This window comes from Lachnospira pectinoschiza (genome assembly GCF_900103815.1).
GTDB classification, from domain to species: Bacteria; Bacillota; Clostridia; order Lachnospirales; family Lachnospiraceae; genus Lachnospira; species Lachnospira pectinoschiza_B.
Map to the genome: position 1 here is coordinate 1 of NZ_FNHZ01000001.1, position 15,008 is coordinate 15,008.

11 protein-coding genes are annotated in these 15,008 nt (G+C 35.0%); 6 read left to right on the plus strand and 5 right to left on the minus strand.

The genetic code is table 11. The annotated features are described in order from the left end of the window. Positions 1-101 precede the first annotated feature (101 nt). From BLQ66_RS00005 to ileS, 4 genes are all read left to right on the plus strand, one after another. Complete coding sequence (locus BLQ66_RS00005) at positions 102-1,334, plus strand: iron-containing alcohol dehydrogenase (RefSeq protein WP_074520344.1); 1,233 nt, start codon at positions 102-104, stop codon at positions 1,332-1,334. Positions 1,335-1,346: 12 nt separating this feature from the next. Then, positions 1,347-2,285 carry a glycosyltransferase family 2 protein gene (locus BLQ66_RS00010; protein WP_074520345.1) on the plus strand — a complete coding sequence of 313 codons (939 nt, stop codon included), beginning with the start codon at positions 1,347-1,349 and terminating at the stop codon, positions 2,283-2,285. Between the two features lie 70 nt (positions 2,286-2,355). Next, positions 2,356-3,381, plus strand: coding sequence for a Stealth CR1 domain-containing protein (locus tag BLQ66_RS00015; RefSeq protein ID WP_074520346.1), 1,026 nt, complete (start codon positions 2,356-2,358; stop codon positions 3,379-3,381). Positions 3,382-3,757: 376 nt separating this feature from the next. Continuing rightward, positions 3,758-6,994 carry an isoleucine--tRNA ligase gene (gene ileS / locus BLQ66_RS00020; RefSeq protein ID WP_074520347.1) on the plus strand — a complete coding sequence of 1,079 codons (3,237 nt, stop codon included), beginning with the start codon at positions 3,758-3,760 and terminating at the stop codon, positions 6,992-6,994. Positions 6,995-7,106: 112 nt separating this feature from the next. Here the strand turns inward: ileS and BLQ66_RS00025 are convergent, their stop codons facing one another. Then, complete coding sequence (locus tag BLQ66_RS00025; protein ID WP_074520348.1) at positions 7,107-7,946, minus strand: PRD domain-containing protein; 840 nt, start codon at positions 7,944-7,946, stop codon at positions 7,107-7,109. 14 nt (positions 7,947-7,960) lie between these two features. Continuing rightward, complete coding sequence (locus BLQ66_RS00030; protein WP_074520349.1) at positions 7,961-10,123, minus strand: PTS sugar transporter subunit IIABC; 2,163 nt, start codon at positions 10,121-10,123, stop codon at positions 7,961-7,963. A 374-nt stretch (positions 10,124-10,497) separates the two neighbouring features. On the opposite strand from BLQ66_RS00030, the gene BLQ66_RS00035 reads away from it, so the two are divergent. Then, positions 10,498-11,418 carry an AEC family transporter gene (locus tag BLQ66_RS00035; protein WP_027431437.1) on the plus strand — a complete coding sequence of 307 codons (921 nt, stop codon included), beginning with the start codon at positions 10,498-10,500 and terminating at the stop codon, positions 11,416-11,418. Between the two features lie 56 nt (positions 11,419-11,474). On the opposite strand, the gene BLQ66_RS11920 is transcribed toward BLQ66_RS00035, so the two are convergent. Next, positions 11,475-11,642: a hypothetical protein gene (locus BLQ66_RS11920; RefSeq protein ID WP_180364665.1), complete on the minus strand. Its 168-nt coding sequence runs from the start codon at positions 11,640-11,642 to the stop codon at positions 11,475-11,477. Positions 11,643-11,856: 214 nt separating this feature from the next. Here BLQ66_RS11920 and BLQ66_RS00040 point away from each other — a divergent pair, with 214 nt between their 5' ends. Further along, positions 11,857-12,795: a diguanylate cyclase domain-containing protein gene (locus tag BLQ66_RS00040; protein WP_074520350.1), complete on the plus strand. Its 939-nt coding sequence runs from the start codon at positions 11,857-11,859 to the stop codon at positions 12,793-12,795. Positions 12,796-12,838: 43 nt separating this feature from the next. Here the strand turns inward: BLQ66_RS00040 and BLQ66_RS00045 are convergent, their stop codons facing one another. Both BLQ66_RS00045 and BLQ66_RS00050 read right to left on the minus strand, forming a co-directional pair. Further along, positions 12,839-13,267, minus strand: coding sequence for a YolD-like family protein (locus BLQ66_RS00045; protein WP_074520351.1), 429 nt, complete (start codon positions 13,265-13,267; stop codon positions 12,839-12,841). After that, on the minus strand, positions 13,264-14,787 hold the full coding sequence (locus BLQ66_RS00050; RefSeq protein WP_074520352.1) for a Y-family DNA polymerase: 1,524 nt from the start codon (positions 14,785-14,787) through the stop codon (positions 13,264-13,266). Before BLQ66_RS00050 ends, BLQ66_RS00045 begins: the two co-directional genes overlap by 4 nt. Between the last annotated feature and the right edge of the window lie 221 nt (positions 14,788-15,008).

The following is a 15,008-nucleotide window of genomic DNA, read 5'->3' on the forward strand; positions in this document are numbered from 1 at the left end:
TGTGAGTAGATAGGTATTTATACCATCAAAAGCATACTCGCTGAAGTAGGAATGAAACATAAAGTATATAACTTTTTATAAGTTTTCAGTAACGGGTTAGTATGTTAGATTTTAATTACTACGTTCGTACTGATGTTAGATTTGGCAAGGGCCAGATTAAGAGCCTAAAGGAATTGGTGGCTAAGTATAATAGACAGGCACTTGGCCAGTTAGGTGAAATTAAGGAACTAGATAAACCAAACGTACTTTTAGTTTATGGTGGTGGAAGTATCAAGAAGAATGGCATTTATAATGATGCTATGGAAGCTTTACAGGGCTGCAAGGTTTGCGAACTTAATGGAATCGAACCTAACCCTAAGATTGAGAAGATTAGAGAAGGTGCTAAGCTTTGTAAGGAAAATGATATCGATATTGTAGTTGCCATCGGTGGCGGTTCAGTTATTGATACCTCTAAGGTAGTGGCAGCAGGTGCTTACTATGACGGAGACCCATGGGATATGGTTCTTGATAGCAATAAAATTGGTAAGGTTTTACCAGTTATTGCAATTCTTACAATTGCCGCAACTGGTTCTGAGTGTAATAAAAATGCAGTCGTTTCCAATATGGAAACAAATGAGAAGCTTGGTACAAGCTCTAAGGAATTTATACCAAGAGCTGCAATTTGTGACCCAACATATCTTTTCTCACTTCCAGCAATTCAGACAGCAGCTGGTACAGCAGATATTATGTCCCATACCTTCGAGCAGTATTTTAGAAAGGATACAGGCGCTTATCTTACACAGTCTTTCTGTGAGTCAATCTTAAAGACATGTATTAAGTACTGTCCTGTAGCTCTCCAGGAACCAGACAACTACGAGGCTAGAGCTAACTTAATGTGGGCATCAACTACAGCTCTTAATTCACTTATGTCTTGTGGTACAGGTGGAGCTTGGACATGTCACCCTATTGAACATGAGCTCAGTGCGTATTATGATATAACTCATGGTGTAGGCCTTGCCATTGTTACACCTAGATGGATGAGATACATTTTAAATAAGGATACTGTACTTAAGTTTGCACAGTACGGTCATAATGTATGGAACATCAGAGGCGAGCTTGATAGTATTGACGGCCTTTCAAAGGGCGAGTTAAGCATCATTGCTAATGAGGCCATCGATAGAACAGAGATGTTCTTTAAGGCATGCGGTATTCCAATGACACTTACAGAAATCGGAATCGATGATTCTAAGATTGATTTAATGGCAGAGGATACTATTAAGTATAACGATTTATCTAATGCTTTCGTGCCTTTAACAAAAGAGGATATAAGTAAGATTTTAAGAATGTGTTTATAGTAAGAGGTAAAAATGGAAAAAGAAACTATATCAGTAATAGTGCCAGTTTATAATGTTGCAGATTATTTAGAGGAGTGCGTGATTAGCATTATAAATCAGACCTATAAGAATTTAGAGATAATACTAGTTGATGATGGTTCAACTGATAATAGTTCTAAAATATGTGATGATTTTAGTAAGAAAGATACTAGAATAAAAGTAATTCATAAAGAAAATGGCGGAATAGGTAAGGCAAGAAATGCAGGAGTAGAAGTAGCAACAGGAGAATATTTTGCTTTTATTGATAGTGATGATTGTATAAAAGAGACATTTATTGAAGAACTATATAAGCTACTAAAAGAAACAGACTCAGATATTGCTGGTTGTCGTTTCTATAGAAATGTACCAGGAACAACTAATTTTGTTTATCCTAAAGAAGCTACTGAATACAACTTTGTAACTGATTCTTGGGGAATAATGAAGAGGCTTTATAATGACATGGGTGTCTTTTGTGTTGTATGGAATAAATTGTATAAAAAAGACATTATAAAAAAGCATCCATTTACGGATATAAAAATAGCAGAAGATGCATATATAATGCGTGAATATATGTTTGAAGCCAAGAAAATAGCCTGGACTAGTAAAGCTCTTTATATGTATAGAGATAGACCAGGAAGCATAATGACTTCTAAGAGAAATTTTAGTATAGAAGAACAGGAACAAAGAATGTTCTGGCTAGAGAAGCATATTGCCTATTATAAAGCTAATAAGATTGATGAATTACAAGCACTAGCGGAGAAAGTTTACCTTTTCAATATACATGAAGTTTGGTCAGATTTAGATAAGGGTGCTAAGAAATTTTATAAGGGCAAGTGTTTTGAAAAAATGCGACATATGCTTAAGTCAAAAGGTAACCCAATAAAATCTAAAATTAAATATACAATATTTGCAATAAAACTTGCTTTAGCTTAAAATAAGCGCAGTACGTGGATTTTAAAGCTCCACTTTATAACAATGGACATTTTAAGAAGGCTAGAAAATTATGGAAAACAAAAAAATTGATGCAGTAGTATTATGGGTTGACGGTGCAGATAAGGAATGGCAAAAGGAAAGAAGCCAGTATAAACTCTCGGATAAAGACAAACAGATAAATCCATCTTCTTGTTTTAGAGATTATGATTTATTAGAATTCTTCTTTAGAGGAATCGAAAAGAATATGCCCTGGATTAATAAGGTATTTTTTATTACTTGGGGACATTTGCCAAAGTTTCTTAACACTAAGAATGAGAGACTTAGAATCGTTAATCACAGGGACTTTATTCCAGAGGAATATTTGCCCACCTATAATTCCAACGTTATTGAGCTAAACCTACATAGGATTAAGGACTTATCAGAGAATTTCGTGCTCTTTAACGATGACATGTATGTTATTGATGAGATTAAGGAAGAGATGTTTTTTAAAAACGATAAGGTTTGTGACAGTCTCTTTTCAAGAACCATGGTAAATTACGTCTACGGACATCAGATTTACTATACCGTCTTTAATAACATGAGCTTAATTAATAAGCACTTTTACGGCCACAAGCCATTTTCAAAATGGATAAATCCTAATTATCCATTAAAGGAGAATATAACGAATGCGGTTAATAGACTAACTAAGAGATATTCAAGTTTTGAGAATCAGCACTTAGCTTTGGCCCATAAAAAGTCTACTTTTGAAGAGATTTGGGAAAAGGAAGGCGAGCTTCTTGATAAAATGTGTCACAACAGGTTTAGAACTGCTTATGACTTTAGTCATTGGATGATGCGTTATTGGAGATTTGCCAAGGGTGATTTTAATCCTATTAATGTGGGAGAGCTTGGCTTTTACACAGATGTTAACTGGGATATTGATACTTTAGTGGATATTGTTGTAAATAAGAAAGAGAAGATTTTCCTTCTTAATGATTCCTCTGAGGAGAGCGAAGAAGATTTTCTTATTCATAGACAAAAAATTTATGAGGCATTTGAGAAAGTATTGCCAGAAAAGTCCTCTTTTGAGCTAGATGAAAAGTCAGAGGTTGCCTAGTGAGAGTGTACTAGATTTTATTATATTTTTGCCTCGAATTTTTAATAACAAAAAGTCGTCTTGACTTTTTTATATATTTTAACTACAATTAATTAAAATGCGTAGACGAAGACAGTAGATTTTGTTTGAAGCTAAGAGCGAGCCGGGTTGGTGTGAGCCGGTACTAGTAGAACTTAATTGAACATCACTTCCGAGCAGCCAAGCAGAAATAAGAATTTCTTAGAGTAAGCAAGGACGGTAATCCCATCGTTAAGAGAAATCTAGGGACGCATATGCTGGTATGTCGTAATTGGTTAGTAATGAGTGAATTTTCGCCCCATTGCCGTTTACGGCAGTGGGGCTTTTGTTGTAATAAAGCAAAGAAAGGAAGAGAATTATGGTTTACGAGAAAGTATCATCAGATATGAATTTCGTCGCAAGAGAAAAAGAAGTTGAGAAATTCTGGAAGGACAATAACATTTTCCAAAAGAGTATTGATAGCCGTAAGGAAGGAGAAACATACACATTCTATGATGGACCTCCTACAGCTAATGGTAAGCCACATATTGGACATGTGCTTACAAGAGTAATTAAGGATATGATTCCAAGATATAGAACAATGAAGGGCTATCAGGTTCCACGTAAGGCTGGTTGGGATACACATGGTCTTCCTGTAGAGCTTGAAGTTGAGAAGATGCTTGGTCTTGATGGCAAGGAACAGATCGAAGAATACGGTCTTGAGCCATTTATTAAGCATTGTAAGGATTCAGTTTGGAAGTACAAGGGTATGTGGGAAGATTTCTCATCTACTGTAGGTTTCTGGGCTGATATGGATAATCCATATGTAACATACGATGATGATTTCATCGAGTCAGAATGGTGGGCTCTTAAGACAATCTGGGAAAAGGGCTTATTATACAAGGGCTTTAAGATTGTTCCTTACTGTCCTAGATGTGGTACACCTCTTTCATCACACGAGGTTGCCCAAGGTTATAAGACAGTTAAAGAGCGTTCAGCAGTTGTAAGATTTAAGTGCGTTGGTGAAGATGCTTACTTCCTTGCATGGACAACAACACCTTGGACACTTCCAAGTAACGTAGCTTTATGTGTTAACCCAGATGAGGTTTACGTTAAGGTAAGAACAGCTGAAGATAAGGTTTATTATATGGCTAAGGCTTTACTTGATTCAGTTCTTTCTGGTTTATCAGTTAAGGAAGGAAAGACAGTAAAGGGCGAAGCACTTGAGAAGAATGAGAAGGGTAACTTTGTAGCAAAGGGTTCAGGCGAAGGCTTTGACTACGAGATCCTTGAAGAATATAAGGGTAGTGACCTTGAACATAAGGAATATGAGCCATTATTTGCTTGTGCTGGCGAATTAGCTGCTAAGCAGAATAAGAAGGGCTTCTTTGTTACATGTGATTCATATGTAACAATGTCAGATGGTACAGGTATTGTACATATCGCTCCTGCATTCGGTGAAGACGATGCTAAGGTTGGTCGTAAGTATGACCTTCCATTCGTACAGTTCGTTGATGGTAAGGGTGAATTAACAAAGGAAACTCCATATGCTGGTACATTTGTTAAGAAGGCTGATCCATTAGTACTTAAGGACTTAGATGCTGAAGGTAAGTTATTTGACGCACCTAAGTTTGAGCATGAATATCCACACTGCTGGAGATGTGATACACCACTTATCTACTATGCTAGAGAAAGCTGGTTTGTAAAGATGTCTGATCCTGAAGTTAAGGCTAACTTAATTGCTAACAACAAGACAATCAACTGGATCCCTGAGACAATCGGTTCAGGTAGATTTGGTGCTTGGCTTGAAAATGTACAGGATTGGGGTATTTCACGTAACAGATATTGGGGTACACCACTTCCAGTTTGGGAGACAGAAGATGGTACAGAAAGAATCTGTATTGGCAGCAGAGAAGAACTTGCTAAACTTTCTGGTAACCCAGAGGATGCTAAGGTTGAACTTCATAGACCATATATCGATCAGGTTGTTATTAAGTCACCTAAGACTGGTAAAGAGATGCACAGAGTCCCAGAAGTTATTGACTGCTGGTTTGATTCAGGTTCAATGCCATTTGCACAGCATCACTATCCATTTGAGAATAAGGACTTATTTGAGAAGCAGTTCCCAGCTAAGTTCATTTCAGAAGCTGTAGATCAGACAAGAGGTTGGTTCTATTCACTTCTTGCTATTTCAACACTTCTCTTTAACAAGGCACCATACGAGAACGTAATCGTACTTGGTCACGTTCAGGATGCTGATGGACAGAAGATGAGTAAGTCAAAGGGTAACGCAGTTGATCCTTTCGATGCATTACAGAAACACGGCGCTGATGCTATTAGATGGTATTTCTATGAGAACTCAGCACCATGGATTCCTAATAGATTTAAGGATGAATGGGTTTCAGAAGGCCAGAGAAAGTTCATGGGTACATTCTGGAATACATATGCATTCTTCGTACTTTACGCTAACATCGATAACTTCGATGCTACAAAGTACACACTTGATTATGATAAGTTATCAGTAATGGATAAGTGGGTATTATCAAAGCTTAACTCACTTGTAACATTAGTTGATGAGAACTTAGCTAACTACAAGATTACAGAAACAGCTAGAGCCTTAGAAGACTTCGTTGATGAGTTATCTAACTGGTATGTAAGACGTAGCCGTGAGAGATTCTGGGCTAAGGGTATGGAGCAGGATAAGATTAATGCTTATATGACTCTTTATACAACACTTGTAACACTTGCTAAGATTTCAGCACCTATGGTTCCATTCATGACAGAGAACATCTATCAGAACTTAGTAAGAAGCATTGATAAGACAGCTCCAGAGTCAATTCACCTTTGCGACTTCCCAGTAGCTAATGAGAAGTTTGTAGATAAGAAGCTTGAAGAGACAATGGAAGACGTACTTGATGCAGTAGTTATTGGTCGTGCTTGCCGTAACACAACTAATATCAAGAACCGTCAGCCAATTGGCAAGATGTTTATCAAGGCAGATTGGAAGTTAGATGATTTCTATACAGCAATCATTGCAGATGAGTTAAATGTTAAGACTGTAGAATACAAGGATGATGTAAGAGACTTTACAAGTTATTCATTTAAGCCACAGCTTAAGACACTTGGACCAAAGTATGGTAAGATTCTTAACGGCATCAGAACTGCTCTTACAGAACTTGATGGCAATAAGGCTATGGACGAACTTAACAGCACTGGAGTATTAAAGCTTACAGTTGCAGATCAGGAAATTGATCTTGCTAAGGAAGACCTTCTTATTGAGATGACTCAGATGGAAGGCTATGTAGCTAACTCTGATAAGGGCGTTACAGTAGTACTTGATACAAACCTTACAGAAGAATTATTAGAGGAAGGCTTCGTACGTGAAGTAATCTCTAAGGTTCAGACAATGCGTAAGGATGCTGGATTTGAAGTTATGGATAAGATTACACTTTACATTTCAGGTAATGATAAGGTAGCAGCTCTTGTAACTAAGAATGCAGATCAGGTTAAGGGCGTTTGCTTAGTAGAAGAAATTAAGACAGATTGTCTTGCTGGTTCAACAAAGGACTGGGATATCAACGGAGAAAAGGTTAGCCTTGGCGTTGAAAGAAGATAAAAGCTAAGTTGTCTATAGAATATTGACTAAATTTAGATATGACTAAATTTTGACATAATAAAATCGGGAAATGAAATATTTCATTTCCCGATTTCTTTTTTTAAAAATTTAATTAGCTATCTTGCTCTATATCAGTCTTTACTCTTTCAATATGCATTGCAAGATAACCTATTTCGATATCATCTAGTTTAGTACCAAGGCTATTTCCTAATTCTTCGCAAACTGTAGCAGCTATGCCAAAGGATTGTGGGAAAGTATTGAGAATGTAGTCATTCATGTTAAGCTTAAGAGGCTCATTGTGTTGAACTCTTGCTACCATATATCTAATGTGATTCATTAGACGGTTATAGGATAGGGAGTCAACACGAATGGTGGTCTTAGTAACATTTTCAATCATTGTGACACATTCTCTAACAGCTCTTGCAATTTCCATTGACTGAGAAATCATATCGTTTGAAATGGCTGAATGTACATGAAGTGCAACATAGCCGATTTCATCATCACTAATTTCAATATTAAATTGTTCCTTTAAAAGTGGGCGAATTGTTTCTGCAATCTTATACTCACTGTGGAATAAGATTTTAATATCATCTATAAGTGGATTAGAGATTTCCTCGCCCTTTTCTATTCTTTTAACAGCAAACTCTAAATGGTCTGCCATAGGAAAGATAATGTTATGATCAACATTATCAAATTTCTCATCTGCAACACAAAGAACTTTATCGGCCATTTCTATGTAGATAGGAGATACATTTTTAACGAACTCCTTTATATTGCCTCGTTCTGTAGTCTCTGATAGAGAAAATATTCTTTCTTCCGAGCTGATGGCAATTTCTTGGGTTGGCTTCTTACCGAAGCCAATCCCTTTGCCAAGAATCAAATATTCATTTAATTCATCTGTGTTAACGGCAATTACCGTATTATGATTTAATACTTTCTTTACCTTGTACATATCCGTATTTGTTCTTATTCAAAGATTTCTACTTCAAATAATGGGTCTCCTGCTTTTATTTCACCTGACTTAAGGAGATGAATTTTCATAGAATCTTCATCCATATCTGAAACGATAATAGGAGATGTAACAGAAGGTGCGTTCTTGCTTAAGAAATCAAGGTCAAGCTTCATTAATGGCTCACCCTTCTTTACCTTCTGACCATCTGTAACTAATACTTCAAAGCCCTGACCAGCTAACTTAACTGTGTCGATACCAACATGAATAAGTAAGTTAATATCATCTTCAGTTACAAAACCGATGGCATGCTTTGTATCAAATACAAAACCGATTTCACCATCTGCTGGAGCATATACATATCCAGTGCTTGGAGTAACCACTGCACCATCACCCATCATTCTGCCAGCAAAAGCTTCATCTGGAGCAGTTGCTAAATCATCAGCATTTCCGTCCATAGGGCTGTAGATAGTAACAGTTTTACTTGGCTTCTTAGATGTATTATCATCAGAAGCTGCATTAGAATTATCCTTTTCAGTCTCAATAGGGTTACTATTAATATACTCCTCATTTGGAGCTTTTTCTAGATAATCTTCTAAATTTGATTTAATAACTGTAACACGAGGTCCATAAATAATCTGAACACCCTGTCCATTTGTTACAACACCAGAAGCACCAGTGCTCTTAAGTAAAGCCTTGTTAACAAGTTCTGGCTTATTAACTGTACAACGAAGTCTTGTAGCACAGCAGTCTACATCAGAGATGTTCTTCTTACCGCCAAGCCCCTTCATAATCTGATCACTTAATTCATCAGCTGCTGATAAGGCGCTAGTTTCACCATTTTCACCAGCCTGCTTAGCCTTGTAATCAGCCTTAGTATAGAGCTTTGTTTCTTCTGAATCATCTTCTCTACCTGGAGTCTTTAAGTTTAACTTCTTAATAAGGAAGCTAAAGATAAAGTAGTAAAGGAAGAAGTAAATAATACCAACAGGAATGATTAATAACCAGCTTGTCTTTGCGTTACCCTGAAGGATACCAAATAGGAAGAGGTCAATAAATCCACCTGAGAATGTAAGTCCAACTGCAATATTAAGCATATGAGCAATCATGTAAGCAGAACCAGCTAAGATTACCTGAACGCCGAAAAGCACTGGAGCTACGAAAAGGAATGAGAACTCAATAGGTTCTGTAATACCTGTAAACATTGAAGCAAGGGCAGCTGAAAGTAAAAGACCACCAACAGCCTTCTTCTTTTCTGGTCTAGCTGTTCTATACATAGCAAGAGCAGCACCAGGAAGACCAAAGATCATGAAGATAAACTCACCTGAGAAATATCTTGTTGCATCAGCACTAAAGTGTGCAATGTTAGCAGAATCAGCAAGCTGAGCAAAGAAAATGTTCTGACCACCTTCTACTAACTGACCAGCTACTGTAGCTGTACCACCAACGGCTGTCTGCCAGAATGGCATATAGAAAACGTGATGAAGACCGAAAGGAATTAATGCACGCTTAATTAAACCAAAGATTAAAGTTCCTACATAACCACTACCTGTTACAAGGCCACCTAATGCATAAATGCCGTTCTGAACGAATGGCCAGATAAAGAACATTAAAATACCAACAAATGTGTAAACTAATGTAGAGATAATTGGAACGAATCTAGAACCAGCAAAGAATGAAATCGCATTTGGAAGTTCAATCTTGTGGAACTTATTATGTAGGGCAGCAACACCTAAACCAACGATGATACCACCAAAAACACCCATCTGAAGAGTTGTAATACCACAAACACTTGCAATAGTACCGTCAAGAGCTGACTCTTCATAATTTGTAAGTGTAATCATAGCACTAATTGCTGAGTGCATTACGAAGTAAGCGATTGTTGCAGAAAGAGCAGCAACCTCTTTTTCTTTTTTAGCCATACCAATGGCAACACCAACTGCGAATATCAGTGGCAAGTTGTCAAAAATAGTATTAGCTACTGCGTTCATAACTGTAAGCAAGCCATTTAGAATAGTACCCTGTCCTAAAATAGCTTCTAAGTGATAAGTTGCAATAGTAGTTTCATTAGTAAATGAACTACCAAGTCCAAGTAGTAGACCAGCTACTGGTAGAACCGCGATTGGAAGCATAAAGCTTCGACCGATTCTCTGTAAAACACCAAAAATTTTACCTTTCATGTAAACCTCCTTAAATTTAGCCAATACAAAATGTATCTTTGCTTTGTGAGGTGTAGATTAAGTTTTAATGTTCTTTTAGGGGGAATCTAAGCTTTGATAAAAAATAGACAATAAAAAACATTAACTAACAATACACCTCCGGTGTTATTGTACAGTTAATGCCTACTTAAAGTTACATACTGAATCGATTGAGTACAATTTACCACAAATATAAAGAATTGTCAATTTAAAATATACTTTTGCTATATTATAATAAAAAATTTCTAAAAGTTATCCAAAGAATCATATATAAAATGAGATGGCTTATACTATTGAAATTTAGCAAGATACTGTGCTAAAATCACATAGATTTAGTTATTGAAAGGGATTTAAAAATGGATTTAGCGTATATAACATTTCAACAGGTATTTGTTTTATTTATTTTGATTTTCATTGGCTTCTTATCTAGAAAGTTAAACATAATAAAGCCAGAAGGAAAGCAATGGTTTTCCAATCTTTTATTATATATTATTGTGCCATGTATGGTTGTGGATTCTTATTTACAAGAATTCAATCCAGACATTTTGCCAAATCTTGTAAAGACTTTAGGACTTAGCACCTTAGTTTTAGCAGTAAGTGTGGTTATTGCATTTTTAGTAACTCTAAAGTATCCATCTAAGGATAGAAGAGTAATGCAGTTTGCCATAGGTTTTTCCAACTGCGCATACATGGGCTTTCCACTTATTACTGCAATGTTTGGAGCAGAAGGACTTTTATATGCCAGCGTCTTTGTAACTATGTTTAACATGTTCTTATGGACAATCGGTGTAGGTATTATGAGTAGAGCCATAAGTGCAAAGTCTATTGCAAAAAGCATTATAAGAACACCAGTATTATATGCAGTAATTATTGGATTGTTCTTTTATTTAACTCAGATACAGGTGCCACTAGTAATATCACAGCCGCTAGGTCAGGTGGGAGATATGAATACACCGTTATCAATGATTATTACAGGTATGCTTATTGCAGATAGCAACATCCTTAAGCTTTTGAAAAATAAAGACATATATTTTACAATCTTAGTAAGAATGTTAGTAATACCAACAATATGTTTTGCTATTGTAAAATTAACAGGAATAACTGGTATTGTTGCAAATGTATGCGTTATCTTAATTTCTTGTCCAACAGCAGCAATTACCTCAGCCTTTAGCGTTAAATATGGACATAATGAAGAATATGCATCAGGAGCAGTGGTATTTACAACACTTGTAAGTATTATTACTTTACCTTTAATTTCATATTTATTAACTATGTAATCAAAATGCCTAGACATAAAAAATGTCTAGGCATTTATATTTATCTTCTATATTAATTAGATCATGCTAAATGTGCTGTAAATATCTGTGCAATCATTGTTTAACTTCTTAATAAGTTCTTCCATGCTTGAAGCAGATATTACTTTCTTATCATTGAGATAAGCACAGTAGCTTAAACCGCTTGAAACTCTTTCAACTCTTAAAGTTAACTCTTTACCATTCATTTTTTGACCTCCTAAATAAATAACTATTCTAACAGTTTGTAATTTTAACACTAAGGAAACTATTTAGCAACAAAAATTACCCCTATTTTACAAATATTTCATAAACGTCATACTATAGTACTAGAAATGTTTATGTTCTCTTGTTTATATGTAAAAATATGTTACAATAAATATATATGTGTGGTATCGTGAAAATTTTAATAGGAGGCTTCTTATGGGATATAATGAAAAAGACGAGTTTTATCTTTTAGCTGAAGAAGATGCAATAACAGGCTTGCTAAATAGACGAGGCGGAGAAGAAGAAATCAATGATTATATTAAGGAACATCCTGATGAAAAATGTGCCTATATTATTTTTGAGTGTGATAAGTTTAAAAATGTAAAGGATACATTTGGACATAAGGTAAGCGATAAGATAATTACAGAAAGTGCGGATGAGATTAGTAAGTATTTTCTAGATAAGGGAATAGTCTTACGAATGGATAGCGATGAGTTTGTAGTTTTTTATATTAATACAGATAAGGAAGAGGTTAAGGAAAAATTAGATAAGTTTATCGAGGATCAAAAACCTGCGAGAATGATAAACGGAAGAATGATACCTTTTACATTTTCTGTTGGTGTAACAATGTATCCAGACCATGGAAAGAATTTTGCAGAATTATTAGAAAAGGCAGATATTGCTTTATATGATGCTAAATATCGAGGAAGGGCAAGATATACATTTTACGAAAAAGGCTTTATTAATGCCCATCAGAATCAATTGATGTTTGGATTAGAAGAATTTTCAAAATCTCTTCCAGGAGGCTTCTTCGTATATGAAGCAAAAGGCGATGAGAAAATCCTTTATGCTAATCAATCCATGGTAGAACTTTTTAAATGTGATGATATGAATGACTTTAGAAAATATATTGGCAATTCCTTTAAAGGAATCGTACATCCAGATGAGTATGAGAAGGTTTTAAAAGAAATTAATACTCAACAAGGCAAGTCAGATAATCATGGTAATCTAGATTACATAAGATATAAAATAAAATGTAAAGATGGAACAGAAAAAGTTGTAGATGATTTTGGACATCTGGTAAATGATCCTACATTTGGCATGATTTATTATGTGTTCCTATTAGATGTGGATGAACATATTGCAAATAGATAAATGGTATATAAATGACTTTGGAAAATGATATATGGGAGGTATTTCAGGAATTGTTCGATATCTGAATATCAGTTATAAATTTAAAATTTATATGTTGATCATTGTCCATGATTATTTCTTTATTGATTGCATCAATTTTTTTTATAAAACCAGTTAGAAGGAGGTATTCACCTCCTTCTTTTTTATTATCTGGTGAGAAATAATTAATTGTCACAGAAACTTTTTTGTAATTATCTAAAGATAATAATTGATTAATCTGCATGTTTAATTTATCTAAGTCATAATTATCTAATTCTTTGTAGGCTTCAGTTAGACGCGCTGTTTCTTGAACTTGTGAATCATAACCTGTAAGAGCAGCAAAAGGTGAAAATTGCGCAGCTCTGTCATGTATAGACATATGAGCATGATGCTTTGATTGATGATGTTCAAGGTTAATAATATCATTATATTTATCTGATTGATTAAAAGTCATGCTTTATGTCCTCCTATTTGTCTATTTCTGTCCATGGCTGTTGCACCTTCTTGTAAATTAGTACCCTTTACAATGGCGTTATTACCATATTTCTTTTTAATATCAAGAAGAGCTTTTTGAATAGACTTTTCTTTCTTTAATTCTTCTTCTTTTTTCTTAGTTTCTTTTTCAAGTTTGTCATAGTCAGTAAATAAATCAAGTTGTCCAAGTAAAGGCGAGTTGTTAGTAACTTTATCCTCGGCTAATACATGATTTGCAACAAGGGTTATTCTTCTTATAAGAAGATTTTTATCTACAATTCGTTCATATAAAGAATCTACTAATTTAATAATTTCTCTTGAAGATGATGTGTGACTATTAAAATTAGCAGTTCCATGGGCATGTTCAGGAATGCGTCTACCATAATGATCTACTTTTATTGAACCCTTAAAATTAGCTAGGCGATTAGGTTCATTCAGATTATTAATATCATAGCCTATTGTTAAAACAATTTGGTCAGTCATTAGCTTTTTGTCAACTAAATCAAGACTAAGTGCATCTGCCATTTCTGAAACAACAATTCTTGCCTTATCATATTCATAGGGACAGTGAAGAACTTGTCCTTGGCTAAGGCTATTCGTGCTTGGCTTATAGGCTTTAATATCCGCTATTGATACAGGTTCCCATCCCCAAGCGTGGTCTATAAGTAATTCTGCATTAATTCCAAAAAATTCATAAAGTAAATCTTCGTTGTAATATTCATTAGGAGAGCCGATAGAACAGCGAGCAATATCTCCCATTGTGTAAAGACCGTGGGTCTCTAGTTTTTTAGCATAACCTCTACCAACTCTCCAAAAGTCTGTTAAAGGTCTATGATTCCATAAGTATTTACGATAACTATATTCATCTATCTGAGCAATTCTTACGCCATCTTCATTAGCAGGCATATGTTTAGCAACGATATCCATAGCAACTTTACAAAGATACAAATTAGTGCCAATCCCTGCTGTAGCAGTGATTCCGGTTTCATTAAGAATATCTTTAATCATATGTAGGGCTAGTTCTTTCGCGGTCATCTTGTAAGTATTAAGATAATGGCTTGCATCTATGAAAACTTCATCAATTGAATAGACGTGAATGTCTTCAGGAGCAATATACTTAAGGTAGATATTATAAATTCTTGTGGAATAATCCATGTATAATTGCATTCTAGGAACAGCTCTGATAAAGTCAACTTCTACATTAGGGTCTGAATTACATATAGTAGCATCTGTAGAAGTGGAATTAAATTGGTGATTCTTTGCATTGATTCTTCTTGCAGCATTAATTTCTTTAACCCCTGCAACAACTTCAAAAAGTCTAGCTCTACCAGAAATTCCATAAGCTTTAAGTGAAGGAGTAACTGCTAAACATATGGTTTTTTCAGTTCTAGATTCATCAGCAACGACAAGGTGTGTTGATAGAGGATCTAGTCCGCGCTCAACACATTCAACTGATGCATAAAATGATTTTAAATCAATGGCTATAAAACAATTCTCCATAAAAAGCTACTCCTTTCGCATATAATTGTATCACAACTAGAACAGATGTTCAAGATGATGATAGGTCAATAAGTTAGTAAGTGTAAAGCATGAAAAGATAAATTCTAACTCAGTCAGGGTAAAAGCTTATACTTCTCTTTTTGCGTTATATTTTTAAAATATATAATAGATTGCAATAATAGTTTTGATTTAGTATAATATTTTTAGAATTTTTTGGGTGT